The sequence below is a fragment of the Amycolatopsis umgeniensis genome (assembly GCF_014205155.1).
Taxonomy (GTDB): Bacteria; Actinomycetota; Actinomycetes; order Mycobacteriales; family Pseudonocardiaceae; genus Amycolatopsis; species Amycolatopsis umgeniensis.
This window is the reverse complement of record NZ_JACHMX010000001.1, coordinates 991,245-1,017,384: the sequence shown is the minus strand read 5'-3', so window position 1 is coordinate 1,017,384 and position 26,140 is coordinate 991,245. Positions and strand designations below refer to the sequence as shown.

Below are 26,140 nucleotides of genomic sequence, written 5' to 3'. Positions count from 1 at the left end.
TAGTATCTACCGGATGGTAACCCCCGGCGCCCTCGCGAAGAAGCCGAGCACGTGGATCGTGCTGGCGCTGACGGTGCTGTCCTTTTTGCAGCGTCCCGGCAGGACGACGTTCGACACCAAACTCGACCTCGCCGTGGATCCGCTGGCCTTCCTCGGCCGGGCGCTGCACCTGTGGAATCCCCAGGCGACGGCGGGGGAACTGCAGAACCAGGCGTATGGCTATCTGTTCCCCATGGGGCCGTTCTTCGCGGTGTGCCAAGCCGTCGGGATGCCGGTGTGGATCGCGCAGCGGTTGTGGTGCGCGCTCCTGCTCTCGGTCGCTTTCGGGGGCGCACTCCTGGTGGCCCGCGCGCTCAAGATAGGGAACGAACGGACTCGGCTGATCGGAGCAGTCGGATATGCCCTCGCACCGCGGATGGTCACCGAAATCGGTTCGCTTTCGTCGGAGATGCTGCCCGCCGTCCTGCTTCCGTGGGTGCTGCTGCCGCTGATCCTCGCCGACCGCATCGGCTCGCCGCGCCGTGCCGCCGGGCTGTCCGCGCTCGCCGTGCTGTGCATGGGCGGGATCAACGGCGCGATGGTCGTGATGGCGCTCGTGCTGCCGGGGCTGTGGCTGCTGACCCGGAAATGGCGGAGCACGCACGTCGAGCTCGTGATCTGGTGGTTCGTCTTCGTCTCGGGTGTGGTGCTGTGGTGGATCCTGCCGCTGGTGCTGCTCGGCCAGTACAGCCTGCCGTTCCTCGACTACATCGAGTCCGCGACGAACACGACGGCGCCGATGTCGCTGTACGAGGTGCTGCGCGGGACGAACCAGTGGGTCGCCTACGTCGTGCAGGGCACGCCGTGGTGGCCTTCGGGCTGGGCGCTGATCGACAATCCCGTGCTGATGGCGGCCACCGGGCTGGTGGCCGCGGTCGGGCTGCTCGGCCTCGCGCGGCGTGGCCTGCCCGAACGGCGGTTCCTGGCGCTCGGTGTCCTGGTGGGGCTGACGCTGCTGACCGTCGGCTATGTCGGGACGCTCGACAGCCCGCTGGCGGAACCCGTGCGGCATCTGCTCGACGGCCCGCTCGCACCGCTGCGCAATGTGCACAAGTTCGAGCCGGTGCTGCGGCTGCCGTTGATGCTCGCCTTCGTGCATGGCATCACGAGCGCCGCGCCCGCGGTGCGACGGAATCTGCGGCCCGCGCTGGGCGCGGTGCTGGTCGTCGTGATGGCCGCGCCGGTCTGGCTGCTGACGCTGCGGCCGGGGCCGGGCTGGGACGAGGTGCCCGCCCATTGGTACGACGCGATGGGCTACGTCGCCAAGACCGACGCGACGGCGCGCACACTGCTGCTGCCCGCGACCGGATTCGGTGAGTACGACTGGGGTCGCACGGTGGACGAACCGGCGCAGGCCATCGCGGACAGTCCGTGGGCCGTGCGCAACCAGGTCCCGCTGGGCTCGGAGGGCAACACCCGTCTGATGGACTCGGTCGACGCGGCTTTGGCCGACGGCAGAGGGGATCCCGGGCTCGCCGCGCTGCTCGCGCGGTCGGGCTACCGGTTCCTGGTGCTGCGCGGGGACATCGACCGCGCCAAGGTCGGCGCCCCCGACTTCACCACGTTGCGGGCCGGACTGGCGGGGTCGCCGGGGATCGAGAAGTCGGCCCAGTTCGGGCCGCTCGAGATCTTCGAGGTGAAAAGGCCGGTGCCGCTCGTCACCGCGACGTCCGCGAAGGACGTTCCGACGGTGAGCGGCGGCCCGGAGAACCTGCTGCCGCTGATGAACTCCGGGCAGCTCGACCCCGGGACGCCGACGGTGCTGACCGGGGACGGCGGCTCGCCGTCCGGGCCGAGGCTGGTCACCGACGGGCTGCGCCGCGCCGAACGCAACGTCGGCGGCGTGCGGGACAACCTGAGCCAGACGCTGACCGCCGGGGAAGCGCCGAGACAGCAACGGGCCGCGCTGGACGTCCTGCCGTTCCCGGGGGAGCAGCACCAGACCGTGGCCGCGTACCGGGGGATCCGCTCGGTCAACGCGTCGACGGCGGCGTCGTTCGCGGACGCTTTCGGCGGTTCGGACCCGAGCCATCAGCCGTTCGCCGCGCTGGACGGGGATCCGCGGACCGCTTGGCATTCCTCGAGTTTCACCGGGCCGATCGGGGAATGGCTCGAAGTCGAACTGGACACCCCGAGGCTGGTGAACACGGTCGATCTCGCGATGGTCGACGACATCCGCGTCGGCTGGCCGCCGACCCGGATCCGGATCACCACGGACAACGGTTCGGTCGATCACCAGGTCGTCCGGGGCGAAGGGGCGCACACGTACCCGGCGCCGGCGGGGGTGACGCGCAAGGTGCGGATCACGCTGCTTTCGCTCGTGGTCGGCAGGCAGGACGGGAACGTCGGCATCGCGGAGCTGAAGATCCCCGGCGCGGAACCGCAACGTGCACTCGAAGTCCCCGCGGACCTGCCCGCCGGTGCGGCACCGGGGTTCGCTTTCACGCGAGGCCAGCAGCCGAGGTACGCGTGCGTGCCGGACGGCGGGCATGTCCGTTGTGGAGCTTCCGCCGCCCGCGACGGTGAAGAACCGGACGGGATCCGGCGGCTGTTCTCGACGACGTCGCAGAGCGCTTACGAGTTCGGCGGCACCGTGCTTCCCGCCGGGGGCGGCCGGTTCCCGGTAGACCTGCCTGGCGTGCGGGTGTCGGCGACTTCGCAACTGGGCGGGGACCCCTCGGCGGGTGCTTTCGCCGCCGCGGACGGGAATCCCGCGACCGCGTGGCTACCCGACGTCACCGACCTGCGGCCGACGTTGACGCTGGACTGGGCGAAACCGCAGACGATCTCCGGACTCCGCGTCGCCGTCGATCCGGGCGGGACGGCCCGGGCGCCCGCGCGGCTGGAGCTGACGACACCGACGTCGAGCCGCTCCGTCGAAGTCGACGCTTCCGGCGCGGCGACGTTCCCGCCCCTGGAGACTTCGCAGCTGAAGATCGCTTTCGCCGGTCTCGACGACGACCAGCGGACCCGGAACTCGCTGGGGATCGGGAGCCTGTCCCTGACCGGTGCCGAACTTCCCACTCCGGCGGCGGAATTCACCGTGCCCTGCGGGTCGGGTCCGAACGTCCGCCTGAACGGCTTCGAGTACGACACGTCCGTGCGCGGCACACTCGCCGATTTCGCCGCGCACCGGCCACTGACGCTTTCGGCCTGCCCGGATTCCCAAGGCGGTGTCGACCTGGCGGCGGGCGGACACGAACTGCGGACCGACCGATCCGAGTCCTTTGTGGTCCAAGACCTGTGGCTCAAACCCGCCGGGCAGACGGTCGCGCCTGCCGGCCACCGGGACGTGTCCGTGGATTCCTGGGACGCGACGTCCAGGACGGTCACCGTCGCGGGCGGCGATGAGTCCATTCTGGCCGTTCCGGAGAACGCCAACGCGGGCTGGACCGCTTCCCTGAACGGGACTCCGCTGGTGAAGACGCGCGTCGACGGCTGGCAACAGGCGTGGATCCTGCCCGCCGGGTCCGGCGGTGTCGTGCGGCTCGAGTTCACCCCGGACTGGAAATACCGCTCCGGCCTGCTGATCGGCGCCGTCGCGATCCTGGTGGTGCTGATCGGCGTGCTGTGGCCAATCCGCCGTCGTCCCGTGTCCGTCGAGGCGGGTTCCGGCGCCGTCGTCCCCGTCGTCCTCATCGGCCTGCTGGCCGTGCTCGGCGGGATGCTGCCGATCGTGCTGCTGATCGCCGTCCTGCTGGCCCGCCAGTTCACCGACCGCGCGCCGCGCTATCTCGCTTTCGGCGGGATGGCCGTGGGAACGGCCGTCGCGGTGGTGGGACGGCTGCTGGGGCACGGTCAGGAGTGGGCTTATGGTCCGGTGACGCAGGCTTCGCTGCTGCTGGCGGCCGCGGCGATGGTGGCGATGTGTGTGCCTTGGTTCGCTGGACGCGATGGGCAGGAAGGGGCTGTGTGGAAATAGGGACACTCAACGTCCCTATTTCCACACGGCCTGACGTGAGAGGACCGGTCACGACTCCGCCGCGCCCATTCTTGTCGATACCCCGGCGGAACCTGGGCGGGTGCGAAGAGGGGAGTGGGCACGGCACCCACTGTTGACGAACGGCCCGGCCGTTGCGGGCGTCAAGCGACTCGAAGAACTGGGCGTGCCCAGGAGAACGATCTGGCGCCGGTGTGAGCCCGGCGGGGTCTGGCGGATGCTGCTGCCTGGTGTGGTGCTGCTCGGAAACGGCGAGCCGTCCGCTGAGCAGCGCGTCGAAGCCGCCCTGCTTCATGGACGTGATGGTTCGATACTCACTGGTGTCCACGCGCTCAGGCGCTACGGCCTGCGCAATCTTCCGCTCACCGACGAGGTCCATGTTCTCGTCCCGGCTGAACGCGCGACCGCCAGTACCGGGTTCGTCCACATCGAACGGACGCGACGATTGCCCTCACCGCTGATCAGATCCGGGGTCCCGACAGCTCCGATCCCCCGCGCGGTGATCGACGCGGCGCGCCGAACGGCGGATCCGGACTTGGTCGTGGCGATGGCCGCCGAAGCCGTGCAGCGACGGTTCTGCCTACCGTGGGCCTTGGCCGAGGAACTCGACCAGCAGCACCGTGCGGAAACACGGGCCTTGCTTCCGGGGCTGGAGCCGATTCTGGGCGGCGCGCAGTCGGTCGCCGAAGCCGATGCTTGGAACCTGTGGAAGCGTTCGGGACTGCCGGAGTTCCAGTGGAATGTGAAGGTCTTCGATTCGGCGGGCCGGTTCGTGGCGAAACCGGACGGCTGGTGCGACGAGATCGCGTTCGCCTGGGAGATCGATTCTCTCGGCTATCACTCCGAGGGCGACCACTTCCGCGCCACCCTTGCGCGAAACGCCCGCTATGCCGCTGCCGGGATCGTCGTCCTCCAGACGTTGCCGTCCCGGCTGAGGTCTGAACCGGATGCGGTCATGACCGAGCTCCATGCGGCGTTCAGAAGTGCCCGGGGACGCCCACGGCCCGATGTGCACCTCCGGTGACCACACAGTCAGCGGCGCGACCGCAGTTCGAGTACAGCGCCGGAAAGCGCCAGAGCCCCCGCGCAACAAGCCGCGACAGTCACGACCTGCGTGGCCGACGAGTGCAGCCAGGTGGTCACCAGCACCGTCTCCACCAGCACGGTCGCCCACATCAGCACGGTCACCCGGCGGTCGCCGGCGGCGAGGCGCGAGAACAGCAGGATCTGCACGAGCGCGAGCATCGAGCCGGCGAGGGCGAACGGCCAGACCGGCATGGTGCTGGCGGCGTAGCCGGGGCCGCCGATGAAGGAGAGCAGGCGCGGGCCGACGACGAGGGAGACGAGGAGGACCAAGGCGTCGAGGGCGGCGCAGACGGCCAGCGCGGCGGGCAGGATTCGGCGCCGGTCGTCGCCGTTCGCGAATCGGGGGAGCACGAGGACACCGACGGCTTGGGGGAGCCAGTACGCGATTTTCGTGACGATCGCGCCGAGCGCGTATTCGCCCGCTTCGCTCGCGGGGAGGGTGTGGCGTGCCAGTACCAGGTCGAGGTTCACCAACAGGACCAGCGCCAGCATCGCCTGCGCCGCGTGCAGGACGTCGCCCGCCTGCCATCCCGCCTTCCTCGGCCGCTGCCGTCCACAGAGGAGCCAGCCGCAGAAGATCACCAGGTACGAGCCGATCGCGGTCCCGGCCAGCGCGCCGGTGGCGTTGCCGCCGATCAGGAGACCGATCAGGGATCCGCCGACCTTGCCCGCGCCCTCGAGCGCCATGAGCCCGGCCAGCAGCGCGAACCGGCCGCTGCCCTGCAGCAGACCGTGGAAGAGGCCGAGCAGGGTCAGCGGGCCCAAGGTGACGGCGAGCAGCAGCGCGGGCAGTACGGAATCCAGATGCAGCACGAAGACCAGTACCGGCGCCAGGATCAGGCCGATGGTCGCGACGATCGCGCTCGTCGTGAGGCCGAGCGCCAGCAGCGTTCCCGTGTCTTGAGGTTTGCGTGCGACGCGTAGAGCGACGACGGTCTGCAGGCCCATCGCGGGGACGACGCCGATCACCAACACCGCCAGCAGCGAGCTCAGCTCACCGAAAGCGCTCGGCGCGAGCAGCCGGGCGGCGATGATGCTCAGCGCGTAGGCGCCGGCGTTGTTGGCCGCCAGCGCGAGGGAGACGAGGATCGCCGCGACACGCTTGTCGGTCCTGGCCTGATCGACCTCGACGTCTACGCTCAAAGGCGTTCTCCTATTACCGGTGAGTAATCAAGGGACCATAACCGCGATCGAGTCGGAAAGGAAAGGCCGTTGGGCGCACGTGCCGAACGTTCGGTCCTGGTCGCGGTGTCGGCGGGGCTGGCGTTGCTGGTGTTCCTGCCGGTGCTCGGACGCGGCTTCGTCCTGAGCTACGACATGGTGTTCGCCCAGCGTCAGTCCCTCGTCCCGGACGCGCTCGGCCTCGGTTCCGCCCTGCCGCGTTCGGTTCCCGCGGACGCCGTGATCGCGCTGGCGACCACGATCGTTCCCGGCGACATCGTCCAGAAAATCGTTCTGTTGCTCGCCCTCTTCGGAGCGGCATACGGCGCAGCGCGGCTGGTGCCGACAGAGCAACTCGGTACGCGGATCGTCGCCGCCACCGGGTACGCGTGGACGGCCTATTTCGCGGAGCGGTTGTTCATCGGCCATTGGCCGCTCTTGCTCACTTACGCCTGTCTCCCGTGGATCGTGCGCGCCGCGCTTTCCCTGCGCGAAAGCGAGCCGAGGGCGCTCGCGCGGTTGGTGCTGGCCTGCGCGCCCGCCGTGCTCACGCCGCCGGGCGGGGTCTTGGCCGCGCTCACCGCGATCGTCCTTGCCGGGCCCCGAAAGCTCGGCCACACCCTCGGTCTCGCCGTGGTGCTCAATCTGCCGTGGCTCGTGCCGACGCTCCTGCATGAAGGCGGCTCGCTGTCCGACCCCGCCGGGGTGGCCGCGTTCAGCGCTCGCGCGGAAAGCTGGGGCCCGGCGATCCTGAGCGTGCTCGGGCTCGGCGGAATCTGGAACGGCGACGTCGTCCCCGGCAGCAGGGGCGCGCCGATGGCGCCGGTGCTGATCCTCGTCACGGTCGCCGTGGCCATGGCCGGACTCCGCCCCCTGGCGCGAAGGTGGGGGACACCGCCGGCGAGAGCGTTGCTGCTGCTGGGAGTTCTCGGTGTCGTGCTCGCCGCGCTGGCGACGTTGCCGCTCGGCGAACCCGCGCTGTCCTGGGCGATGGGCCACGTTCCCGGCGCGGGACTGCTGCGGGACGCCCAGAAATGGGTGGCGTGGTGGGCACTTCCCGTCGCGCTCGGGTTCGCGCTCGCGGTGGAAGCCGCCGCTTCCCGGCTGCGGACCGGCGCGGCGCGCGTGATGCTCGTCGTGGCCGCCGCGCTCTTCCCCCTGCTCACCATGCCCGATCTCGCCTGGGACGGCTGGGGGAAGATCGAAGCGGTGCGTTACCCGGAGGACTGGAACGCCGTCCACCGCGTGCTCGCGGAAGACGGCAGGCCTGGCGACGTCGTCGCGCTGCCGCTGTCCACGTTCCGCAGGTTCGCCTGGAACGACCATCGGACGCAGCTGGACCCGGCGCCGAGGGCGTTACCCGAAACCGTTCTCGTCGACGACACATTGCGGGTCGGCGGCGAGGAGATCTCCGGCGAAGATTCCAGAATGGACCGTGTCCGCGCCGCGAAGTCGCCGGAAGACCTGACGGCGGCGGGAATCGGCTGGATCCTGGTCGAACACGGGACGCCGGGGAGGATCGATCCGCGGTTGCTGGCGGGCGCCGAAACGGTGTGGTCCGGCGACTGGCTCACGCTTTACCGCACTCCCGGTGCACCGGTCGTGACCGAGACGGGATCACCGATCCCCGTGGTGCTGGCAAACGGAGTAGCGCTGCTATCGATCGCGGCCGCACTGTTGTGCCTTAAGTTACCGGTGCGTACATTGAGCCGACGCAGGAATTCCCTGTCGCGGAAGGAGTAGGTCTTGGGCACCCTCATCGGCGCGGCCGCAGCCGTCATCATCGGGCTCGCAACGGCGGCAGGGGGGAGTTACGCGCTGACGAACTCCGCCGATCCGGACGCCGCACCTCAGGTGCAGGCGAAGATCAAGGAGCAGTACAACCCGAACATGGGTCCCGAAAGCGTCATCTACGGCAACCGCTGAGCCGGTGTCCCAGCTCGCCTCCGACCACGCGCGCCGTGTCGTCGGGCTCTACGGCGACCCCACCGTTTCCTGGAGCATTCTCCTGGAAGCCGGGCTGTCTTCGGTGCTGACGCCGGAAAAGGCGCGGATGCGGCTGGCGGTCGCGGTCGAGGAGCGGCCCTGGCTCGGGGCCGCTCCCGACGTCGAAGCCGTTTCGGGCAAGGAACTCTCGGCGATCCGTGACCGTTTCGCCGAAGCGTCGTACGAACGCGGTGCGCCGCTGCTCCGCGTCGCTGTCGGCACCGACGAACCGGTCGTGCTGATCGCCGCGCATCACGGCGCGCTCGACGGCCTCGGTCTGCTCGCCGTCCTCGGACTCGTCCTCGACGTCCCGATCTCGTCCGCCGCCAAGGGAATCGGCGCGCGGACGGCGGATCGTTCCTTCTTCACTTCGGCCGTCCACAGGCTCGCTGAAGCGATTTTCGCGCCTCCGGCGAGGATCACCCCGGAACGGGCCGAAAGTCGCCCAGGAGACGTGTTCGGCGCCAGGATCCTCCCTCGCTCGCGGTTCGGCTCCTCGGCTTTCGCGGCGGCGGCCGCCCAGTTGACCGAGAACTGGAACGCCCGGCACGGCGAGGAAACCGCACGGGTGGTGGCCGCTGTCGGCGCGTCGTGGCGAGGCGGCGCCGCGCCGGAACCCGAGCACGACAGCGCGTTCTTCCGGTTGCGGCTCGGTGCGCGGCCGTCCGCGGCCGACGTGGGCGCGCTACTGGCCGCGCAGCCGCCGGAACCCGATTTCCCCGCCGGCAGCAGCAGGATCGCCCGGCTGGGCACGCGGCTGCTGGCGGGCAGGCTCGGCTCGACCTACCTGGTTTCCAACCTCGGCGTCGTTTCGGTGGCGGACGCGGTCACCTCGATCGCGTTCTATCCCGCCGCCAGCGGCCGCTCAGGCGTGGCGTTCGGCGCGGCGACCGTCGGGGACACGAGCACCGTCACCGTGCGCGCACGCCGCAAGGACTTCGACGACGCCGCCACGGCCGGGCTGGCCGACGGGATCGTGGAAGCCTTGCGGCGTCAGGACCCTCGGATGGGGGATGGCCACCCCGGCTACGTCGCGCACGAGTGATTCGAAGCGGTTCACGCTGTGTTCCCAGTCGAACAGACCCGCCCAGGTGACCCCCGCCTGGCCCATTTCGCTCCGGCGCGCCCGATCGGCGAGCAGTCCGTCCACCTTCGCGGTGAACTCGGCGAAGTCGTCGGCCAGCAGGCCGGTCTTGCCCTCCACAATGGATTCGGCCACCCCACCCGCCGCGCGATAGGCCACCGACGGCACGCCGTGCGCGGCGGCCTCCATGATGACGATGCCCCAGCCCTCCTTGACCGACGGGCACAGGTGCAGCCAGGACCGTTCCAAGATCTCGTGTTTCCCGGCCTCGTCCACCCAGCCGTGCAGCCGCACACGATCCTCGACGCCGCGGTCACGGGCGTGCTTGCGCAGGACCTCTTCCCATGGGCCCTGCCCGACGACCTCGAGCCGCAACGTCGGCCAGCGCGGTGCCAGCGCGGCTACGACGTCGATCGCGTGCTCGATCCGCTTGTGCGGCACCAGCCTGCTGACCGCGACCAGCGTCGGTTCCGGCTCCCGGACGGCCTTGCCGCGCGGGGGAGCGTCGAGGCCGTTGGGTACCACGGTGACGCGTGAACCTTCGATGCCGAGGCCGGCGAGTTCGCCCTTGGTGATCTCGGAAACCGTGACGTAGCGGCAGTGCCGGAACAGCCACGGCGCCAGCCGCGACTCGATCCACCAGCCGATCCGGCCCGCCGTCTCGCCGAGCGCGCTGATCCACTGTTCCTTGTGGACGTGGTGCACGAGCACGAGGACGGGACAGCCCGCCACCAGCCTGGCGAAGAACGGCATCCCGTTCTGGACGTCGACCACGAGATCCGCGTGCGCCTTCCGGATCGCCCGCAGCGCGTGGAGGTAGACACCGAACTTGTTGCCGCGACGGCGATAGCGGACCCCGTCGCGCCATTCCCCGGCGTTCGCGCCCGGATAGGCCGCGCACTGGATCTCCACCCGGTATCCGGCCTTGGCGAGTCCCTCGGCCATCCGCTCGACGTATCTTTCGGAACCGCCGCCTTCCGGATGGCCGGTGTCGCGCCAGTTGACGAGCAGCACACGTGGCCGTTCCATCGTGGTTCTCCCAACCTGTTAGCGACAATGCTAGGTTACCGGTGCGTACACGGTAGATGAATCATTCTCGGAAAGCGATGGTTCGATGGTCGGTAATCGGTCAGTGACACTCTCGGTGCCGCCTCATCGCGCCACTCTGCGCAGATCGGTGACGTTGTTCCGCGCTTTTCTCACGGAGCAGACGGATCCTGACGGTTTCTACTCGGTGCTCGCCGGGGACTCCGTCTCGCAAGTGGCCCAGCACGCTCCGTTGAACGGCCGAACCATCGTCGACGTCGGCGGTGGCCCCGGTTATTTCTCGGACGCGTTCCGCGCCGCGGGCGCCACCTATCTCGGGGTGGATCCCGATGTCGGCGAGCTGACGGCGCGGGGCGAGGCCGGGGAGAACATGGTCCGCGGCAGCGGGACGGAACTGCCGGTGCGCACCGGCTCCGTGGACATCTGCTATTCGTCGAACGTGCTCGAACACGTTTCCGAACCCGAGGTCATGCTGGCGGAGATGTGCCGGGTGACCAAACCGGGCGGGACGATTTTCGCCTCGTTCACGCCGTGGTATTCACCGTGGGGCGGGCACGAGACGGCACCGTGGCATTTCCTCGGTGGTTCCTACGCCCGGCGGCGTTATCTCGAAAAGAACGGGAAGGAGCCGAAGAACAAATTCGGGGAGAGCCTTTTCGCCTTTTCGGTCGGCGCGGCCATCCGGTGGGGGAAGGCCACGCCGCTCGCCGATCTCCAGGAGGTCTATCCGCGCTACCACCCCTCCTGGGCCCAATGGATCGTGCGTGTTCCCGGCGTCCGGGAAGTCGCGTCGTGGAATTTGGTGATGGTGCTGCGCAAGCGCTAGTGCCGCGAAGGGGCGGGGCGGCGCTTCACCAGCAGGAAGACTCCGAGCGCCAGGAAGGCCGCCCCGCCGATCCCGAGCACGATCGGCCCGGTGCTCCCGATGAAGTCGAGCTTGCCCTTGTTCTCGCCGACCTGCTTGACCATCGCGTCGACGGTTGCGTCGGTGAAGGTCAGCTTGCCGTCGAAGACCACGGTGGGCGTCGGATTCGCGGCGGACCGCAGTTCCTGGTGCGACCGCTGCTCCTGCTTGACCTGGATCCCGGTCACCGGCTCGATCCAGCTTGTGATGGTGCCCTGGTAGAACTGGCCCGCCTCGACAGAGTCCCCGGTGGCGCCGATGAGCGAGCCGGGCACCTTCTTCGTCGAGATCTTCGTGTCGGGGATCTCCTGGACGAACTTGTAGACCTCGACGCCCTTGATGTCTTCGACACCCTTGAAACGGGCCTGGACGGCACGCCCGGTGTTGTCGTCGTAGACCTGGTAATCCTTCTGCTCGGTACCGAAGGGGAACTTGAAGTTCAGACCGGGCTGCGGTTTGTACTCCTGGATCTCCTCGGGCTTCTCGTTCTCCTTCTCGGCCTTCTCCTTGAGCTTGGTGACGAAGCTGCTGTTGTCGGAGCACTTCGACTCCTGGTCGCCGCCCGGCGGCACGTAGCCCTCCGCGGTGCGGCGGTCGAAGCAGACCTGGCGCTTGCTCGCGCTGACCACGGTGTCGTCACGGGTATCGACGACCGAGACGGCCAGCAGCCAGACGGCGACGTCCGTGCCCTCCTGCATCTCCGGCGGCGCGAAGTTCGCCACCACGTGGGCTGTCGCCTTCAGTTTGGCGTCGTCACGGATCTCCGTGACGGTCTTGCCGTCTTCGGTCTTGACCGCGAGCACCTTGGACGCGGTTCCTTCGAGGACCGACGTCGATTCCTGGTTCAGCGGCACTTTGGCGAGTTCGGGTTTCACATAGGTCGGCAGCAACACCGCGCCGGCGATGGCGAACACCCCTAAGGCCAAGAAGATCAGGCTCAACGCACGTCGCAACGGTCCTCCTGGTGAGACACATTACCCATCGGTAATCAGTCGCCAGATACTGGCTGGCGGACCGGTCAGCGTCAAAGGTGTGACCGACGGTCACAGGCACGCCGTGCGCCCGGAAGGTGGTACCGGTGCCGCCATTCGGCGCAAGCAGCCAAACATGTTTGTTCCCGGGAACAACGTGAGCGGGACCACCATCGGACGACTTCCGGTGCGTGGAAAGGAATTTTGTGCCGCAGGACCCGAACGATCCCCGCGCGCTGGACATCGGCGCGTACTCGGATTCCATCACCGACGTCGAACTCCGTGACGCCGTCGCGGACGTGGCCGCGCTGCTTTCGTTGCACGGCAACGTCATCCGCGACCTCGACGCCAGGAGATCACGGTGGCGGCCCGGGCGGCGGTCCCCGCATCCCGACATCGTCCTGTCCGCGGCGGGCCGCCGTCCACAGTGGACGAGATCCGCGAACCCCGAAGTGACCCTGCCGGTCGCCACGACCGCGCGTGGCCGCACGCTCGCGGTGCGGCTCACCGCGCGGCCCGGTCTCGGGCACACGCTGCTGGACCTCGCGAGGATCATCGACGCCGACATGGCGCCGGACAGGGTGTAGCGCCTAGCGTGCGTCGTCCGCCAGCCGGACGGCCTCCAGCGCGACGTAGAGTTCGCCGACGTCGACCGGATCGGACAGGTCGCGTCTGGTCAGTTCCTGCACCCGTCGCAGCCGGTAGCGGACCGTGTTCGGGTGGACGATCAGCCTGTCCGCTGCCTCCTTCGCCGAGCCGTGCCCGGCGAACCACGCGACCAGGGTGTCGAGCAGGACGTGCCGTTCGGCCTTGGGCAGCACGAGGATCCCGGTGAGCACCGAGCGCACGACGTCCCGCGACATCGCGGGCGCGCTCGCGACCAGCGTGGTGACCGGGGAGTCGCCGAAGACGGCGACACCGGTGGTGCCGGTGGTCAGCGAACGGCGGGCGATCCGGGCCCGGTGCACCGCGTCCGGCACCTCGAGGAAGCCGTTGAACGGCCTGCTCATCCCCACCGCCAGCGGCAGGGCGCCCAGTACGTCGCGCAGCCGCCGGACGTCCTCGACACGGTCGATCACGACCAGCCCGATTTCGGCGCCCGGCCGCCAGGCCGACTTCCAGCGCCGCGCCCGTAGCAGCGCCTCGACGCCGGGACGCTCTTTCGGCTCGACGGTCTCGGTCACGACGGCGACGAACGTGCCCGCCGCCGGGAGGTCGAGCTCCTTCGCGGCGTTCTCGAGTTCCGCCTGGGTGGCGAACCGGCCCTGCAACAGGCCGTCGAGCAGGGCGAGCTTCTCGTGGGAAAGTTCGGCGGCGACCTCGCTGTACGCGGTGGTCAGCGCGTCGGAGTAGAGGTCGATGGTCTTCCACACGTTGGAATTGATCTCCACCGTGCGCGCGGGGTTGATGAAACCGGGGCCCGCCAGCTCCAGCAGGCGCTCGTAGACGAAGATCCCGCCGATCCGGAACGCGCGGAGCACGGACGGTAACGGGATACCCTGCCGGGCCTGTGCCAGGCCGGTCTTGCGGGCCGCGTCGAGGGGGAGCCCCCGGCCTTCGACGAGCGCTGTCAGCGCCCTCTCGAGATTCGCCCGGCAGACCTTGCGCAACTCGTCCGGCGCGGTGCTGTCCACCTGGTGATAGAACTCGTCCTCATCGCTGAGCAGCTGGGCGAGGCGGTCGCTGAACTCGGGCAGCCGGGTGAGCATCGCCTGCATGAGCACACGCTGCTCCCTGGGTGCGGGAGTAGCGAGAGCCTCGGTGCCCATCCGTCAACTCTAACCCGACAGAGTGGCCGATTTTTATCACGATGCGACGAAAGGGCTCTTTCCGGTGCTGGGCGAGCCTGACAAGAAGGAGCGCCGCCGGACGAGGACCCCTTCGTCCGGCGGCGCTCCGAGGTGACTCGGATGGTCAGTGGTTGATCTTGAACCACGGCTGCGACCAGCCGAGATAGGTGTAGTTCCACTTGCTCTTGATCTGCGCGATCGTGGTCTCGGTGAAGCTGCCGGGGCCGTTGATGTCGTTCGACAGGAACTTGCCGCCGCCGATGGAGATCATCGTGTGCCCGGTGCCGCCGTTGCTGAAGAAGGCGAGCCCGCCCGCGGGGACCTGGGTGTCACCGGGGTGCTTGTACGAACTCGGGAGCTGGGTCCAGTGCACGTAGGCGGTTTCCGAACCGCTCGCGGTCCAACCGTAGGCCCACGAGTTGATCCGGTCGCACCAGCGGTAGTAGTCCGGGTCGTTGTTGGTGTGCACGTGCGCCTTCGCCCACGCGACGGCTTCGGCGCAGGTCCGAGGGTTGCCGGTGCCGGCGGTGGAGCAGGAGAGGGTGCTGCCGGCGCAGTCCGGGGCGACCCGGCCGTCGGAACCGGTGTAGACGTAGGCGTCGCTGATGTAGCCGCCCTTGGACGGCACGTAGTCCCAGATGTCGGTGGTGCCGTACTTCCCGGTCACCGTCGAGCCGTTCGTCTGGCAGTCGATCGTGACGGCGGTGCCGCTCGCGACCGTGCCGACCGCGCTGCCGCCGGTGCTCGGGGTCGACCGGACGGTCACCGCGACCCCGGAGTCGGTGTTCACCGTGCCCGTCGCCGCCAGCGCCTCGCCCGCCCCGCCGAGCATGATCGCCCCGGCCATCGCGATCGCGCCCATGGCGCTTCCGACGATCCTCGATCGGATCTTCATTGCTGTCCTCCAGTGGTTTCCCCAGATAGGTGGACAGAATGCAAGATCCTCGTACAAGTGGCGTACAAGAAACGAAGGTCCGAAGTGGACGGTTCTATACCGGGACGAGCTCGGGGACGGGCATCTTTTCGAGGTCCGGGACATCGGGTACGTAACGGGCATTCCGCTCGGTGAGCAGGTCGCGAAGCCGCGTCAATGCCCGGAACTGGGCTGCGCGGACCGCGCCGGCGCTGGGCAGGCCGAGCCTTTCGGCCGTCTCCTCGGCCGAAAGGCCGAACACGAACCGGAGGGCGAGGACCTGCCGGTGCGGCATCGGGAGCCTGGCCAGCAGGACCCCGGCCTGCATCCGGTGTTCGAGCCGTTCGATCTCGTCCGGGTCGCGGCGGGCCCAGAGGGTCAGGCCGTCGGCGATCTCCGGGACGGAGGCGACCGGTTCGCGTGAGCGTCGCCGGTGGAGATCGGCCACCTTGTGCCCGGCGATCCCCAGGACGAACGCGAGGAAGCGGTCCGGGCGATACCGGTAGCGGGGCAGGGCGATCAGGACGGCCTGCAACACCTCCTGCGCGCAGTCCTGCGCGTCGCAGACACCCGTTCCGGTGCCGCCGAGCCTTCCGGCGCAGTAGCGGAACACGTGCGGGGAAAGGAATCGAGCCAAATCCCGGACCGCGTCCGGGTCGCCCGCGACGGCCGCCCGGACCAATCTGCTCTCCGGGTTGGGCAGCCGCCCCGCCGTGGCGGCTGCTCGGGAGTCCGCGGGTACCGTCGAGGGCGCTACCTCGTCCAAGTCTGCACTCCAGGTTCAGGGGAACTGGCCGCCAGGGTGCGCCCGACATCGGGGACTCGGACTTCGTGCGCGGTAGTCCAGCCTGCCGTGCCGCGCAAGTGATGTCCACACGTTCGACGGGAAGTCATCCGAACCGCGCAATGTCTACTGTGGACGGTTGGGTTGTGATCCCTTGAGACAGGACAGCACCGGGGGATAGGCGGTGGTGTCGGTGCTGAGGAAGTCCGACGTCCAGACCAGGCAATGCGCGAGCACCCGGATCCGCTGGTCGAGGTCGGCGTTCCCGCACGCCGCGCCGATCTGGTTGGCGCACGTGTCCCGGTCGTCGCGGACGCTGGCGGCGATGGCACGCACGATCGCGGCCACGCCGGGCTCGAGTTTGTCGGGCCGGACCGTCATGCCCGCGGGATCCCGCAGGCGCAGCGTGAAAGGTTCACGGATCCGCAGCGAACGGCGGCGATCCTTGGCGGCCAGGGAGAAGGTGTCGACCAGTCGTCCGACGACGTCGTCGAGCGCCGGCCCCTGACGGGTGGTCGAAGCGATGGACACCAGTGCGGAGGCGAGCCTGTCGGCCTCGCCCGATCTGGTGAGGGAAAGAAGATCGCGGGCGACGGTGTGCGCGCGTACGGGAGTGGGTTTCATTTCGGGCCCCTCGTTTTGTCGTGCCGACAACCGATACCCCGCGCGGAGAAGGCTAAACATGAAGCTCTGTCGGATTGGGGCGGGTGGGGGCGCCGATTGAGCCGTTCGGCTCACCGTAGCGGGATCAGACGGTTCTGTAACGGCGAGCGCGGGCTACGTCTGGCTTCTCGGCTTTTGGCTCGCCTTCCGGCCAGGGCTGCCCCGCCGGGGCAGGCTTCCGGCGTCTACCGGGATCTGCTGGATCTCGGTTCCTGGGCGGGCAAGGCCGCGAGGTACGCGGCCGCCACCTTCGCCGCGTACCTCCTCGGGACGATCTCCCTCGCCGTCACGCACTGGCTGGACACGGTCGTGACCCCGCTGTTCCGCCGGTCGAAACTCCAAGGGGTCGCCTGGCTGGAGCCGAAATACCGTGGCAGGCGCCGAATCCTGCGCGCTCTGCGGGACGCGGTGCTCAACAAGCTGTCGGACCGGTTCCTCTTCGACGAGGCCTTCCGGGACAAGGTGCTTTCCCACGTCACCGCGTGATCGGCGGTAACGACCTGGCTACCTGACAGGGCCACTCAGGTGGAGTTGCGCTTCGGGCGCTCCGTCGGGCCCGGAGCGTGCGGCAGCCTATTGATCGAGGGTGCGAGCGCGGTCTCGGTGGCTCCGAACACAAACCGAAAAGGAGTGGGTATGACAATCGCCGTTGAAGGCTTCACCGGCCAGGGACTCATCCCCGGCGAGTTGTTCGGACGGCTCGTGAACCGTATCGCCAAGGAACACGACATGCCGCGCGAGTTCGCGGTCAGAATCATGGATCAAGCACTGGCGTTCCTTCGGGCATGCGGTGAAAGTGACCGTGCGCCGCTAGGTCCGTCGGAACTCGTGGACATCGGGTGGCACACCTTCATTCTCTACACCCGTGACTACGCGTCCTTCTGTGAACGGGTGGCGGGCCGGTTCATCCACCACACCCCCAACGACGACGGCGAGGGTGAGAAGGATCCGGAAGAGCTGATCGCCCGGACCACCGAGGCCATCCGGTCGCTCGGGTTCGCGGTCGATGACGACCTTTGGTTGACTTTCCTGGTCAAGTGCAGCGATGGCGACGACGGTTGCCGGGCCTCGGGCAAAGACGGCAACGAAAACACCGACACCAACGGCAAGTAGTACCAGGGGCAGGACAAGGGTGAAGAAGTACGGCTGGGGCGAGTTACCGGAACCCGTCCGGGAAGCCATCCGGAATCGTGTGGGCGAAATCGGCAGGGTCGGAGAGATCGAGGTCGGCCAGAGCAGCAACTTCGCCGCCGTGTTCCATCGCGACGGATCGGCACCCATGTTCGTCAAGGGGGTCGAGGGGGTGTCGCCTGCGATGCGCTGGCTTCGGAACGAGGCCGACCTCGGCACGCTTGTATCCGGCATCGCTCCGGCCGTGCACTTCTCCGCCGATATCGAGGACTGGCTGCTCGTCGGCTTCGAGTACGTGACCGGCCGACGAGCCCAGCTCCGACCGGGCTCGCCGGATCTCGCGCGAATCGCCGAGACGGTCAATAGAATCGGTGATATCGAGGCACCCGATCTCAAGCCCCTGGAACAGCGCTGGAAGTCCTCTTGGTGGCCTGAACTCGCGCAGGAACGGCCGGAGATCGTCGGCGACTGGGACATCGACGAGTTGACGGCATGGGAGCGGAAGGCCCCGGCGCTCACGGCCGGAGGCTCCCTCCTGCATACGGATCTTCACGCCGACCAGTTCCTCATCCCGGCGACCGGAGATATCCGCGTCATCGACTGGGGCTGGCCCGCTCGAGGTGCGGCTTGGATCGATCCGGCCTTTATGGTGCTTCGCCTCATCGGTGCAGGTCATCAGGAGATGGACGCCGAGACCTGGGCGAAGACGAACACGCGCTGGAGCGAGGCCACCGAAGAGGAGATCACCGCGTTCGCCGTGTACGTCGCGGGGCTCTGGAGTTACAAGGCCGCCACCACCGCCAGGCTGGCACGGATCGCACGTGACTATGCAGGGTGGCGCCTCACGAGCGCGTCAGCAACTCTCGCAGTGCCTTCACCACCTCCGAAGGTGATTCCTCGGCCATGAAGTGGCCCGAGGTGACCGTCCGGTGGTCGAGGTCCGTCGCCCATGCCCGCCAGAGCGCGACGGCGTCGTAGCCGAGGGCGGCGCCCCAGTCCTGCTGGAGCACGGTGAGCGGCATGGTGAGCCGGTTGCCCGCTTCACGATCCGCCGTGTCGTGCTCGACGTCGATGCCCGCCGACGCGCGATAGTCGGCGACGATCGAGGTCACCGCGTTCCGTGAAGCCTCCAGGTACGCGGCCCGGACGTCGGCCGGGATCGCGTCGCCGGGCCGCGTCCACGCGTCGAGGAAGTGGCCGAAGAACGCGTCGGGCGCGGCACCGATCAGCTGTTCGGGCAGCCCGGGCGGCTGGGCCATCAGGTAGAGATGGAAGCCGACGGCGGCGCTGGTGCCGTGCAGCACGTCCCACATGTCCAGGGTCGGCAGCACGTCGAGGATCGCGAGGTGGCTCACCTCGCCCGGGTGGTCGAGTCCGGCCCGCAGGGCCACCAGCGCGCCCCGGTCGTGCCCGGCGAGGGCGAACCGGTCGTGGCCGAAAGCCTTCGCGACGGCGACGACGTCGGCCGCCATCGATCGCTTCGAGTAGGTCTCGCCGGTATCGGCGGGCTTGTCGCTTTCGCCGTATCCTCGCAGGTCAGGGCAGAGGACGGTGTGGTCGGCCGTCAGATCCGTCGCCACGTGCCGCCACATGAGGTGGGTCTCGGGGAAACCGTGCAGCAGCACGATCGGGCTGCCCGTCCCGGCGACGGCGACGTTGAGTGCCACGTCGTCGGACACGGGCACGCGCTGGTAGTCGAATCCGGTGATGCGCATGGATACCTTCCTGGTCGTTTCGAGGTGACCGCCAGCGTCCCCGGCCCGAATCAGCACCCGGTCAGCGACGACCGAGCGGCCGGGGCACGATGATCACCGTCGGTGAACGAGGAGGTGGCGATGCGGTTCGGGGTGCTCGGCCCGCTCGTGGCCGAGGACGCGCGGGGTGACGTCGGACTCCACGGCCCGCGGCATCGCGCGGTGCTGGCGAGGCTTCTGATCGCCCGCGGCCGGGTCGTGCCGGTGGAACGCCTGGTCGACGACCTGTGGGAGCGGCCGCCCGAGGGCGCTGTCGGCGCCGTCCAGACGTTCGTCGGCGCCTTGCGGCGCGCGCTGGAGCCGGATCGCGCTCCCCGCGAGCCCGCGCGGCTGCTCGTCACGGTCGCCCGCGGGTACGCCCTGCGCGCGGACGCCGTCGACGCCTGGGACTTCGAGTCGGCCGTCACCGCGACTCGCGAACTGATCGACGCCCGCCGGGCGGACGCCGCACTGTCGCAAGTGGACACCGCGCTCACGCTCTGGCGGGGGCCCGCGTATGCCGAGTTCGCCGAGGAGGGCTGGGCGCGTGGCGAGGTCTCCCGCCTGACCGAACTCCGGTCGCTGGCGGGAGAACTCCGCGCCGAGGCTCTCCTCGCGCTCGGGAGAGCCGCCGAGGCGATACCCGAGCTGGAACCGCGGGTGCGCGAACACCCGTTGCGGGAGAACGGTTCCCGCCTGCTCGCGCTGGCGCTCTACCGGTCAGGACGGCAAGGTGACGCGCTGGCCGTGCTGCGCACCACACGCGAACTGCTCGCAGACGAACTCGGCCTCGATCCGGGCGCCGGCCTGCGGGAGCTGGAAGCCGACATCCTGGCGCAGGCACCCCGCCTGGAGCCACCCGTGCCCAAGCCCGCCGCGCGGCAGCTGATCGGCCGCGACGCGGAGTTGGCGAGGCTCGAGGAAGCCGTGACACAGTCGCGGCTGGTTCTCGTCTCGGGTGACGCCGGGGTCGGGAAGACCGCGCTCATCGAGGCGTTCTCCGCCCGCCTCGCCGCACGGGGCTGGACCACGGCGTGGGGAAGCAATCCCGACGACGAAGGCCTGCCGCCCGCCTACGCGTGGAGCCGGATCCTGACCACGCTCGCCGACGCCGGACACGGCGCCGCGCCGATGGCGGGTCCAGTAACCGGGGATCCCGTGACCGCGCGTCGGCGCTGGCATCGGGCGGTCGCGTCCTACCTGACCGGTGCCGCGCCTCTCCTGCTCGTCCTCGACGACCTGCACTGGGCGGGTGAGGAGACGTTGGCACTGCTGACGTCGGTGCTCGCCGAGCCGGTGCTGATCGTCGCGACCTATCGCGGAACCGATCCACCGGCCCCCTTGACGGCGTTTCTCGGCCGGGCCGCGCGAACAGAGCCGACGCGGATCTACCTCGGAGGTCTGCCCGAGGCCGATGTCGCCGACCTGGTCCGCGTCACGACAGGCGAGGAAGTCGACCCGGAAACCGCCGCGGTGATCCACCGGCGCAGCGGCGGGAACGCCTTCTTCGTCCGCGAACTCGCCCGCCTGCTGGCCGCCGAAGGCGCCTCCGCCCTGGACGAGGTTCCACCGGGAGTCCGCGACGTCGTCCGGTACCGGCTGGAGGCGTTGCCGGACGACGTCCGCGGCGCGGTGCGCCGGGCCGCGGTGATCGGCACGGACGCCGACCTCGGCCTGATCGAAGCCCTGTCGGGGGAAACCGCGCTGGACGCGGTCGAAACCGCTGTCCGGCACGGATTCCTGACAGAGACGGCACCGCATCGGTTCCGGTTCGCGCACGCTCTCGTACGGGACACGCTCTACCACGATCTCTCGCGTTCGCGGCGCGCCCGCGAGCACGGCAAGATCGCCGAAGCGCTGGAAGGGCTCCGCCCGGACGACGTCGATGCCTTGGCACACCACTACGTGCTGTCCGAGGAGCACGCAGAACGCGCCGCGCACTACACGAAAGCCGCTGCGGAAAGGGCCGAAAGCCGTTTCGCACAGGCGGAAGCGGCGAGACTCTGGGACGCCGCGCTCACCGCGTACGACCGGTCCGGCGCCTCCGACGCGGCGGAACGGCTGGAACTGATCATGGGCAAGGCCCGCGCGTCGGCCGTTTCCGGCGGACTCGGCCGATCCCGGCGGCATCGGGCCGAAGCGCTGGAACTGGCGGAAAAGCTGGACGATCCGCTCTTCACCGCGCGGGTGATCGGCGCGTTCGACGTCCCCGCCCTCTGGACCGAAAGCGACGACACGGAACTGGCTTCCCGCATCGCGGACGCCGTCGAGCGGACCCTTGCCGCGTTGCCCGCCGGACGGACGGCCGAGCGATGCCGTCTGCTGGCCACGCTCGCCGTCGAACTGCGGAACGCGGGTGGGCAACGGGCTCGCGAGGCGGCGCGAGAAGCCGAGGAGCTCGCACGACGGCTCGACGATCCCGCGTTGCTGGCGTTCGCGCTCAACGCCCGGTTCCTGCAGTCCTTCGACCGGGCGGGGCTCGCGTCCCGGCGGGCGGGGATCGGCGCGGAACTGGTCGATCTCGCCGCACGGCACCGGTTGGTGACGTTCGAGGTGCTCGGGCATCTCGTGCTCGTGCAGGCGAACAGCGCGCTCGCGGAGTTCGCGGCCGCGGACCGGCATGCCGCGTCGGCGGACGAACTCGGGGAGAGGTACGGCCTTCCGCTCGTCGGCGTGTTCACCCGGTGGTACCGCGCGATGCGCACCGCGATGACCGGCCCCGGCGGTGAGGCCGCCTATCGTGCCGCGGCCGCCGGACTCGCCGGAACGGCCATGTCCGGAGTGGACAACGGGATCCTCGCCCTCGCCCTGTTCTGCGACCGGATTCAGCGAGGCTTGCCGCGAGAAGCGGCCGAAGAGAGCTATGGCGCCTACGAAAGCTGGTGCCGCCCTGCGCACCCGATCCCGGATTCACCCCGGGACCTGCTTTACGAGGCCCGCACCTGCCTGCACGCCGTCGTCGCGATCGAAACCGGCGACCGGACGCTGATGGAACGCCTGTACGCCGAACTCCTCCCCGCCGCCGACGAGATCGCCGGAGCCGGGAGCGGGATGCTCACCCTTCGCCCGGTCGCGTACTACCTCGGTGAGTTGGCGACCGCCCTCGACCTGCGAGAAGCCGCCGCCGAGCACTATCGGCGGGCGCGGGCGATCGCGGTCGGAGCCGGTTCACCGCACTGGGGTTAGTTCACTGCTCCCGCATGGCGCGGCGGATCTCGGCCAGTTTGTCCTTGGCCGCCTTGTCCCGGTCGGCGATCTTCTTGTCCAGCGAGGCCACGTCTTCCTTGCCGCCCAAGCCCGCGAGTTCGGTCGAGCCCAGCGAGGTCGTGTACCGCTGCTCGATCCGGTCCCGCACGTGGTCGAACGAGGGCACCCCGGTCTCGCTGTAGTCCGGTTCCGGGACCTCGACCGGCGGCGTGGGTACGTCTTCGACGATCTCGGCGTCGAGGATTTCCGGCTTCTTGTCCGGGCTGTTCTCGGTCATCGTCCACTCCGTCCTGCGTGCCATGGCACGGCTTCGGCCATCAACCCGAGCATGCCCGAAACCAGCCGCATCTGGTCGACCGTGCGGATGTCGGCCTCGACCAGCCGCGGCGAGCACACCACGACGGCGAGCGCCTGCGCCCGCGAGAGCGCCACGTTGAGCCGGTTGCGAGAGAGCAGGAAATCCAGGCCACGCGGTAGATCGATCGCCGAAGACGAGGTCATGGTGGCGATCACCACCGGCGCCTCCTGCCCCTGGAACCGGTCCACCGTGCCCACCCGCACGCCGGGATACCCGGCCTGGTCCAGGGCACGAGCGACGACGCGGGCCTGCAGGTTGTACGGCGCCACGACCAGGATGTCCTCGTCACCGAGCGGCCGGGGCTCGCCGTGATCGGTCCAGGCGCGGCCGTGGAGTTCGGCGACGAGGGCGGTGACCGCCTCGGCCTCCTCGACCGAGCGCGTCGTGTTGCCGTGGTGGTCGACTTCGGCGAGGTACAGGCCTGCCTCGACGCCGTCGATCGCCCGCTCGGCGGCCGAGGGATGCGAGTGCAGGCGGCCCGCGTAGGACAGCCGCGAGACCGGCGCGCAGACGGCCGGATGCATCCGGCGGGTCTCGTCGAGGAAGTAGCCGAGTTCGGCCGGGATGATGTCGGCGTCGCCGATCAGATGCCCGAGCGCGGAGGCCTCGGCGCCCGCGGGATGCGTGCCCTGCACGACCTGCGGCAACTGCTGCGGATCGCCCAGCAGCAGGAGGTTCTTGGCGCACATCGAGACCGCGAGCGCGTCGGCGAGGGCGAATTGGCCTGCTTCGTCGATGATCAGCAGGTCGAACGGCTCTTCCCGGATCGCGGCGTTCGCGAAAGTCCACGCGGTCCCGCCGACGAGATGGCCGGTGTCGTGCTCTTCGCGCCATTTCACCAGGGCGGGATTGGTCTTCGGCTGCTCCCACGGCGCCGCGGGATCCGGGGTCCGCTTGGCACGTTTGGCGCACGGCAGATCCGGCGCGTTCTTCAACGCGGCGGACAGTACGTTCTCCACGGCCTTGTGGCTGGTCGAGGTGACCGCGATCGTCTTGCCCGCGCGGACCAGCTTCGCGATCAGCCTGCCGGCCAGGTACGTCTTGCCCGCGCCCGGCGGGCCCTGGACGGCGAGCGCGGAGCCGTCGAGCGCCTCGACGGCCTCGATCACCGTGCTCACCAGATCCGGGCCGGGCTCGGGCAGGGTCCGGTCGTCACGCAGCCGGGGCGTCGTGCGCCGGAGCAGGTCGACACCGGGATGAGCGGGCAGCGTCGGCAGTGCGTCGACGACCAAGCGGGCGAGATCCGCGACGGCGTCGTCCTTGGGGGAGGGCCGCACCGGGCTCCCGGGCAGCACCGCGACGGGCCGGTCGGCGCTGGTCTCGTCGGGAGGGCAGCTTTCCTCGAGGATCAGTTCGACGGCGGTGGCCGAGACGACCTTGGCGTCGCGCGCGGCGGCGCCGTAGCGCAGGCGGACGTCGTCGCCGGGGGCGAAGGGATGCGGCCGGTCCGGGTCGCAGCGAAGGCTTAAAGACCGCTTCGCCTTGCGGACCCGGCCCGAGGGCGGCACCCATTCCCCGGCCTCCATGGCCACCGGGACGGTGCAGGCGTTGTCGGTCTCCAGATCTCCGAGCGGGGCGGCCAGCTGGCGGAAGTACTCCCACCACGCCGGATTCGTCTCGCGGCGGTGGTAGCCGACAGACGCGGCCAGCAGCGCGCGTGCGCGGTCCTCACCAGTGAACTCGGCCGGATCGTCGGGCAGCCCGTCCAGCAGCGGATCGACCAGCGCGGCCAGTTGCGCGGCGCGTTCGGCGCGTTTCTGAGCGGCGACGTCCTCTTCGGTCTGGCGCAGCAGAGCGTCCACATCGGACTCTTCGGGCGGCTCGGCGAGCGCGATCCCTTCCGCCACGCGGATCTTGTGGAGGAACTCGAAAAGCCGGAGCGTGGAGACGCAGTCGTATTCGTTGTAGTCGCTGATGCCGCGCAGTATTTCGTCCGCGTGCTCGGTCTCGCCGGAGGCTGTCAGCGTCAGGTATTCCTCGTAGGCCTCGATGCTCGAAACCGCGGTCTTCACGTCGCCGTCGCGGGCCTCGGGCATGTACAGCGGCTCGAGGTACTTGATGGAGTACGACCGCTGCGAGACCCGGAGTGCCTTGCGCACCACGGCATACAGATCGACGAGTCCGCCGCTGCGCAGCAGGTGGTCGACGGCGTCCTCGCGGGTCCCGTGCACGGCGGCGAGCCGTTTGATCGCGGTGACCTCGTACGGGGCGTAGTGGTAGACGTGCGAGCCGGGGTGTTCGGCGAGCCTCGCGGTGGCGAAGTCGACGAACTCCTCGAAGGCCCGCTTCTCCTGTGATCGGTTGTGCGCCCAGAAAGGCGTGAACTTCGTGTCTTCCCCGGCTGTCACCGCGCCGAAAAGGTATTCGAGTCCCTCGCCCGCCAGCGCGTAGGGATCGCCTTCCATGTCGAAGAAGACGTCGCCGGGCTCGGGCGGCGGCAGTGTGGCCAGCGCGTCCGGATCGATGATCTCGTAGGCGATCTGCCCGGTGGCGTCCTGCCGGACCTGGATCGCGGCCTGGGCGCGCAAGGTGGTGAACGACGTCGTCGAGATGTCGCGCGGCCGGTCTTCCGGCTCAGCCGCCGCGAGCGCGTCGATCGTCTCGAGGCCTGCGGCGACGAGTTTGCGCCGCTGGTCACCGCGCATCCCCGCCACCAGCGAAAGATCGCGATCGGCTTCGCGGGCGCTCGCGCAGTGCGCCGCGTAGGAGCAGCCGCCGCAAGCGGGCCGCTCGTCGGCCCATACCGGGACAGGGAGCGTGGGCGGCCGATTCTCCAGCCGGGTGCGGAGCCGGTCCACGAGCGGGAGGAAGTCGTCGACACGGAACGAGCGGGTGCTGTGGTCGCCGAGCAGCAGATGCATCCGCGGACCGGCGGGCCAGCCCGCCCGGCGCAGGGCGTCGGCGTACGCGGTCAGCTGGACCACGGCGGCGGGCTTCGCGTGCCTGGCCAGCTTCGTGTCGTAGACCTCGTAGCGGCCTTCGTCGTCGCGCATCAGGAAGTCGGCGCGGCCGGAGAACTCGCCGTCGTGGAAGACCGCCTGGTAGATCACCGGGGCGCCGGCGCGCAGCGCCTCTTCGGTGGCCTTCGCGGCGACGACCGGGTCACGTTCGTCGATTTCGACGACGGCGCTCCGCTCGCCGCGCAGCTTGTCCAGCGTCGCGGCCTCGTGCGCGCGCCCGTGTGTGACGGCCAGCTGATCCGGCCCCGAGCCCGGCCTCGGCGCTCCCGGGAGACCGGCGGCCAGCGCCTGGTTCAGGACGCTGCGGTGCTCGCATTCGAGCAGGTCGGCGAGATCGGACGGGGTGTACATCGCCCGGGAGTCTTACATGGACTCCCGGGCGG

20 protein-coding genes are annotated in these 26,140 nt (G+C 69.5%); 10 read left to right on the top strand and 10 right to left on the bottom strand.

Translation table 11 applies throughout. The features are described 5' to 3' along the window. The first annotated feature begins 13 nt into the window (after window positions 1-13). Entirely contained in the window at window positions 14-3,961 is a 3,948-nt protein-coding gene (locus HDA45_RS04390) for an alpha-(1->3)-arabinofuranosyltransferase (RefSeq protein ID WP_184892057.1), read from the top strand. A gap of 184 nt (window positions 3,962-4,145) precedes the next feature. Beyond that, window positions 4,146-5,003: a hypothetical protein gene (locus HDA45_RS04385; protein WP_343071976.1), complete on the top strand. Its 858-nt coding sequence runs from the start codon at window positions 4,146-4,148 to the stop codon at window positions 5,001-5,003. An 8-nt stretch (window positions 5,004-5,011) separates the two neighbouring features. Here the strand turns inward: HDA45_RS04385 and HDA45_RS04380 are convergent, their stop codons facing one another. Beyond that, on the bottom strand, window positions 5,012-6,208 hold the full coding sequence (locus tag HDA45_RS04380; RefSeq protein ID WP_184892054.1) for a lipopolysaccharide biosynthesis protein: 1,197 nt from the start codon (window positions 6,206-6,208) through the stop codon (window positions 5,012-5,014). 69 nt (window positions 6,209-6,277) lie between these two features. Here HDA45_RS04380 and HDA45_RS04375 point away from each other — a divergent pair, with 69 nt between their 5' ends. Together HDA45_RS04375 and HDA45_RS04370 are read left to right on the top strand one after the other, a co-directional pair. Continuing rightward, a complete protein-coding gene (locus tag HDA45_RS04375) occupies window positions 6,278-7,969 on the top strand; it encodes an MmpA family trehalose lipid delivery protein (RefSeq protein ID WP_184892052.1) in 1,692 nt (563 codons plus the stop codon). 3 nt (window positions 7,970-7,972) lie between these two features. After that, complete coding sequence (locus tag HDA45_RS04370) at window positions 7,973-8,152, top strand: hypothetical protein (RefSeq protein WP_184892050.1); 180 nt, start codon at window positions 7,973-7,975, stop codon at window positions 8,150-8,152. Between the two features lie 925 nt (window positions 8,153-9,077). Here HDA45_RS04370 and HDA45_RS04360 read toward each other — a convergent pair. Beyond that, window positions 9,078-10,310, bottom strand: coding sequence for a glycosyltransferase (locus HDA45_RS04360; RefSeq protein ID WP_184905289.1), 1,233 nt, complete (start codon window positions 10,308-10,310; stop codon window positions 9,078-9,080). A gap of 163 nt (window positions 10,311-10,473) precedes the next feature. On the opposite strand from HDA45_RS04360, the gene HDA45_RS04355 reads away from it, so the two are divergent. Further along, window positions 10,474-11,169, top strand: a complete 696-nt coding sequence (locus HDA45_RS04355) for a methyltransferase domain-containing protein (protein ID WP_184892048.1) — start codon at window positions 10,474-10,476, stop codon at window positions 11,167-11,169. On the opposite strand, the gene pgfA is transcribed toward HDA45_RS04355, so the two are convergent. After that, entirely contained in the window at window positions 11,166-12,200 is a 1,035-nt protein-coding gene (gene pgfA / locus HDA45_RS04350) for a cell envelope lipid trafficking protein PgfA (RefSeq protein WP_184892046.1), read from the bottom strand. The two genes, HDA45_RS04355 and pgfA, sit on opposite strands and share 4 nt — an antisense overlap. A 224-nt stretch (window positions 12,201-12,424) precedes the next feature. Between pgfA and HDA45_RS04345 the strand changes: the two genes are divergently transcribed. Next, window positions 12,425-12,805: a hypothetical protein gene (locus HDA45_RS04345; protein WP_184892044.1), complete on the top strand. Its 381-nt coding sequence runs from the start codon at window positions 12,425-12,427 to the stop codon at window positions 12,803-12,805. Between the two features lie 3 nt (window positions 12,806-12,808). Here HDA45_RS04345 and HDA45_RS04340 read toward each other — a convergent pair whose 3' ends face one another. From HDA45_RS04340 to HDA45_RS04325, 4 genes are all read right to left on the bottom strand, one after another. Then, entirely contained in the window at window positions 12,809-13,987 is a 1,179-nt protein-coding gene (locus HDA45_RS04340) for a PucR family transcriptional regulator (RefSeq protein ID WP_184892042.1), read from the bottom strand. Between the two features lie 145 nt (window positions 13,988-14,132). Beyond that, window positions 14,133-14,903: a hypothetical protein gene (locus tag HDA45_RS04335; RefSeq protein ID WP_184892040.1), complete on the bottom strand. Its 771-nt coding sequence runs from the start codon at window positions 14,901-14,903 to the stop codon at window positions 14,133-14,135. Between the two features lie 94 nt (window positions 14,904-14,997). Then, on the bottom strand, window positions 14,998-15,687 hold the full coding sequence (locus HDA45_RS04330) for a sigma-70 family RNA polymerase sigma factor (RefSeq protein WP_184892038.1): 690 nt from the start codon (window positions 15,685-15,687) through the stop codon (window positions 14,998-15,000). A gap of 144 nt (window positions 15,688-15,831) precedes the next feature. Further along, the gene (locus HDA45_RS04325; protein WP_184892036.1) at window positions 15,832-16,329 is read right to left on the bottom strand and encodes a hypothetical protein; all 498 of its coding nucleotides are present in this window, start codon (window positions 16,327-16,329) and stop codon (window positions 15,832-15,834) included. A 174-nt stretch (window positions 16,330-16,503) separates the two neighbouring features. Between HDA45_RS04325 and HDA45_RS04320 the strand changes: the two genes are divergently transcribed. From HDA45_RS04320 to HDA45_RS04310, 3 genes are read left to right on the top strand one after another with little or no spacing between them, the layout of a single operon-like run. Further along, complete coding sequence (locus HDA45_RS04320) at window positions 16,504-16,854, top strand: hypothetical protein (protein ID WP_184892034.1); 351 nt, start codon at window positions 16,504-16,506, stop codon at window positions 16,852-16,854. Between the two features lie 39 nt (window positions 16,855-16,893). Then, on the top strand, window positions 16,894-17,481 hold the full coding sequence (locus HDA45_RS04315; RefSeq protein ID WP_343071974.1) for a glycine-rich domain-containing protein: 588 nt from the start codon (window positions 16,894-16,896) through the stop codon (window positions 17,479-17,481). Window positions 17,482-17,500: 19 nt separating this feature from the next. After that, a complete protein-coding gene (locus tag HDA45_RS04310) occupies window positions 17,501-18,406 on the top strand; it encodes a phosphotransferase family protein (RefSeq protein WP_184892032.1) in 906 nt (301 codons plus the stop codon). On the opposite strand, the gene HDA45_RS04305 is transcribed toward HDA45_RS04310, so the two are convergent. Further along, window positions 18,342-19,214 carry an alpha/beta fold hydrolase gene (locus HDA45_RS04305; RefSeq protein ID WP_184892030.1) on the bottom strand — a complete coding sequence of 291 codons (873 nt, stop codon included), beginning with the start codon at window positions 19,212-19,214 and terminating at the stop codon, window positions 18,342-18,344. The genes HDA45_RS04310 and HDA45_RS04305 overlap by 65 nt on opposite strands. 120 nt (window positions 19,215-19,334) lie before the next feature. On the opposite strand from HDA45_RS04305, the gene HDA45_RS04300 reads away from it, so the two are divergent. Next, entirely contained in the window at window positions 19,335-22,418 is a 3,084-nt protein-coding gene (locus HDA45_RS04300; RefSeq protein WP_184905284.1) for an ATP-binding protein, read from the top strand. Window position 22,419: 1 nt separating this feature from the next. Here the strand turns inward: HDA45_RS04300 and HDA45_RS04295 are convergent, their stop codons facing one another. After that, a complete protein-coding gene (locus HDA45_RS04295) occupies window positions 22,420-22,716 on the bottom strand; it encodes a hypothetical protein (RefSeq protein ID WP_184892028.1) in 297 nt (98 codons plus the stop codon). Next, the gene (locus tag HDA45_RS04290; RefSeq protein ID WP_184892026.1) at window positions 22,713-26,108 is read right to left on the bottom strand and encodes a TM0106 family RecB-like putative nuclease; all 3,396 of its coding nucleotides are present in this window, start codon (window positions 26,106-26,108) and stop codon (window positions 22,713-22,715) included. The genes HDA45_RS04295 and HDA45_RS04290 overlap by 4 nt, the downstream gene beginning before the upstream one ends. Between the last annotated feature and the right edge of the window lie 32 nt (window positions 26,109-26,140).

What these genes read in the sequence shown, in the direction of transcription:
- HDA45_RS04390 (WP_184892057.1), top strand. Translation starts at nt 14, where the DNA reads ATGGTAACCCCCGGCGCCCTCGCGAAGAAGCCGAGCACGTGGATCGTG.
- HDA45_RS04340 (WP_184892042.1), bottom strand. Translation starts at nt 13,987, where the DNA reads ATGGGCACCGAGGCTCTCGCTACTCCCGCACCCAGGGAGCAGCGTGTG.
- HDA45_RS04335 (WP_184892040.1), bottom strand. Translation starts at nt 14,903, where the DNA reads ATGAAGATCCGATCGAGGATCGTCGGAAGCGCCATGGGCGCGATCGCG.
- HDA45_RS04325 (WP_184892036.1), bottom strand. Translation starts at nt 16,329, where the DNA reads ATGAAACCCACTCCCGTACGCGCGCACACCGTCGCCCGCGATCTTCTT.
- HDA45_RS04305 (WP_184892030.1), bottom strand. Translation starts at nt 19,214, where the DNA reads ATGCGCATCACCGGATTCGACTACCAGCGCGTGCCCGTGTCCGACGAC.
- HDA45_RS04300 (WP_184905284.1), top strand. Translation starts at nt 19,335, where the DNA reads ATGCGGTTCGGGGTGCTCGGCCCGCTCGTGGCCGAGGACGCGCGGGGT.
- HDA45_RS04295 (WP_184892028.1), bottom strand. Translation starts at nt 22,716, where the DNA reads ATGACCGAGAACAGCCCGGACAAGAAGCCGGAAATCCTCGACGCCGAG.
- HDA45_RS04290 (WP_184892026.1), bottom strand. Translation starts at nt 26,108, where the DNA reads ATGTACACCCCGTCCGATCTCGCCGACCTGCTCGAATGCGAGCACCGC.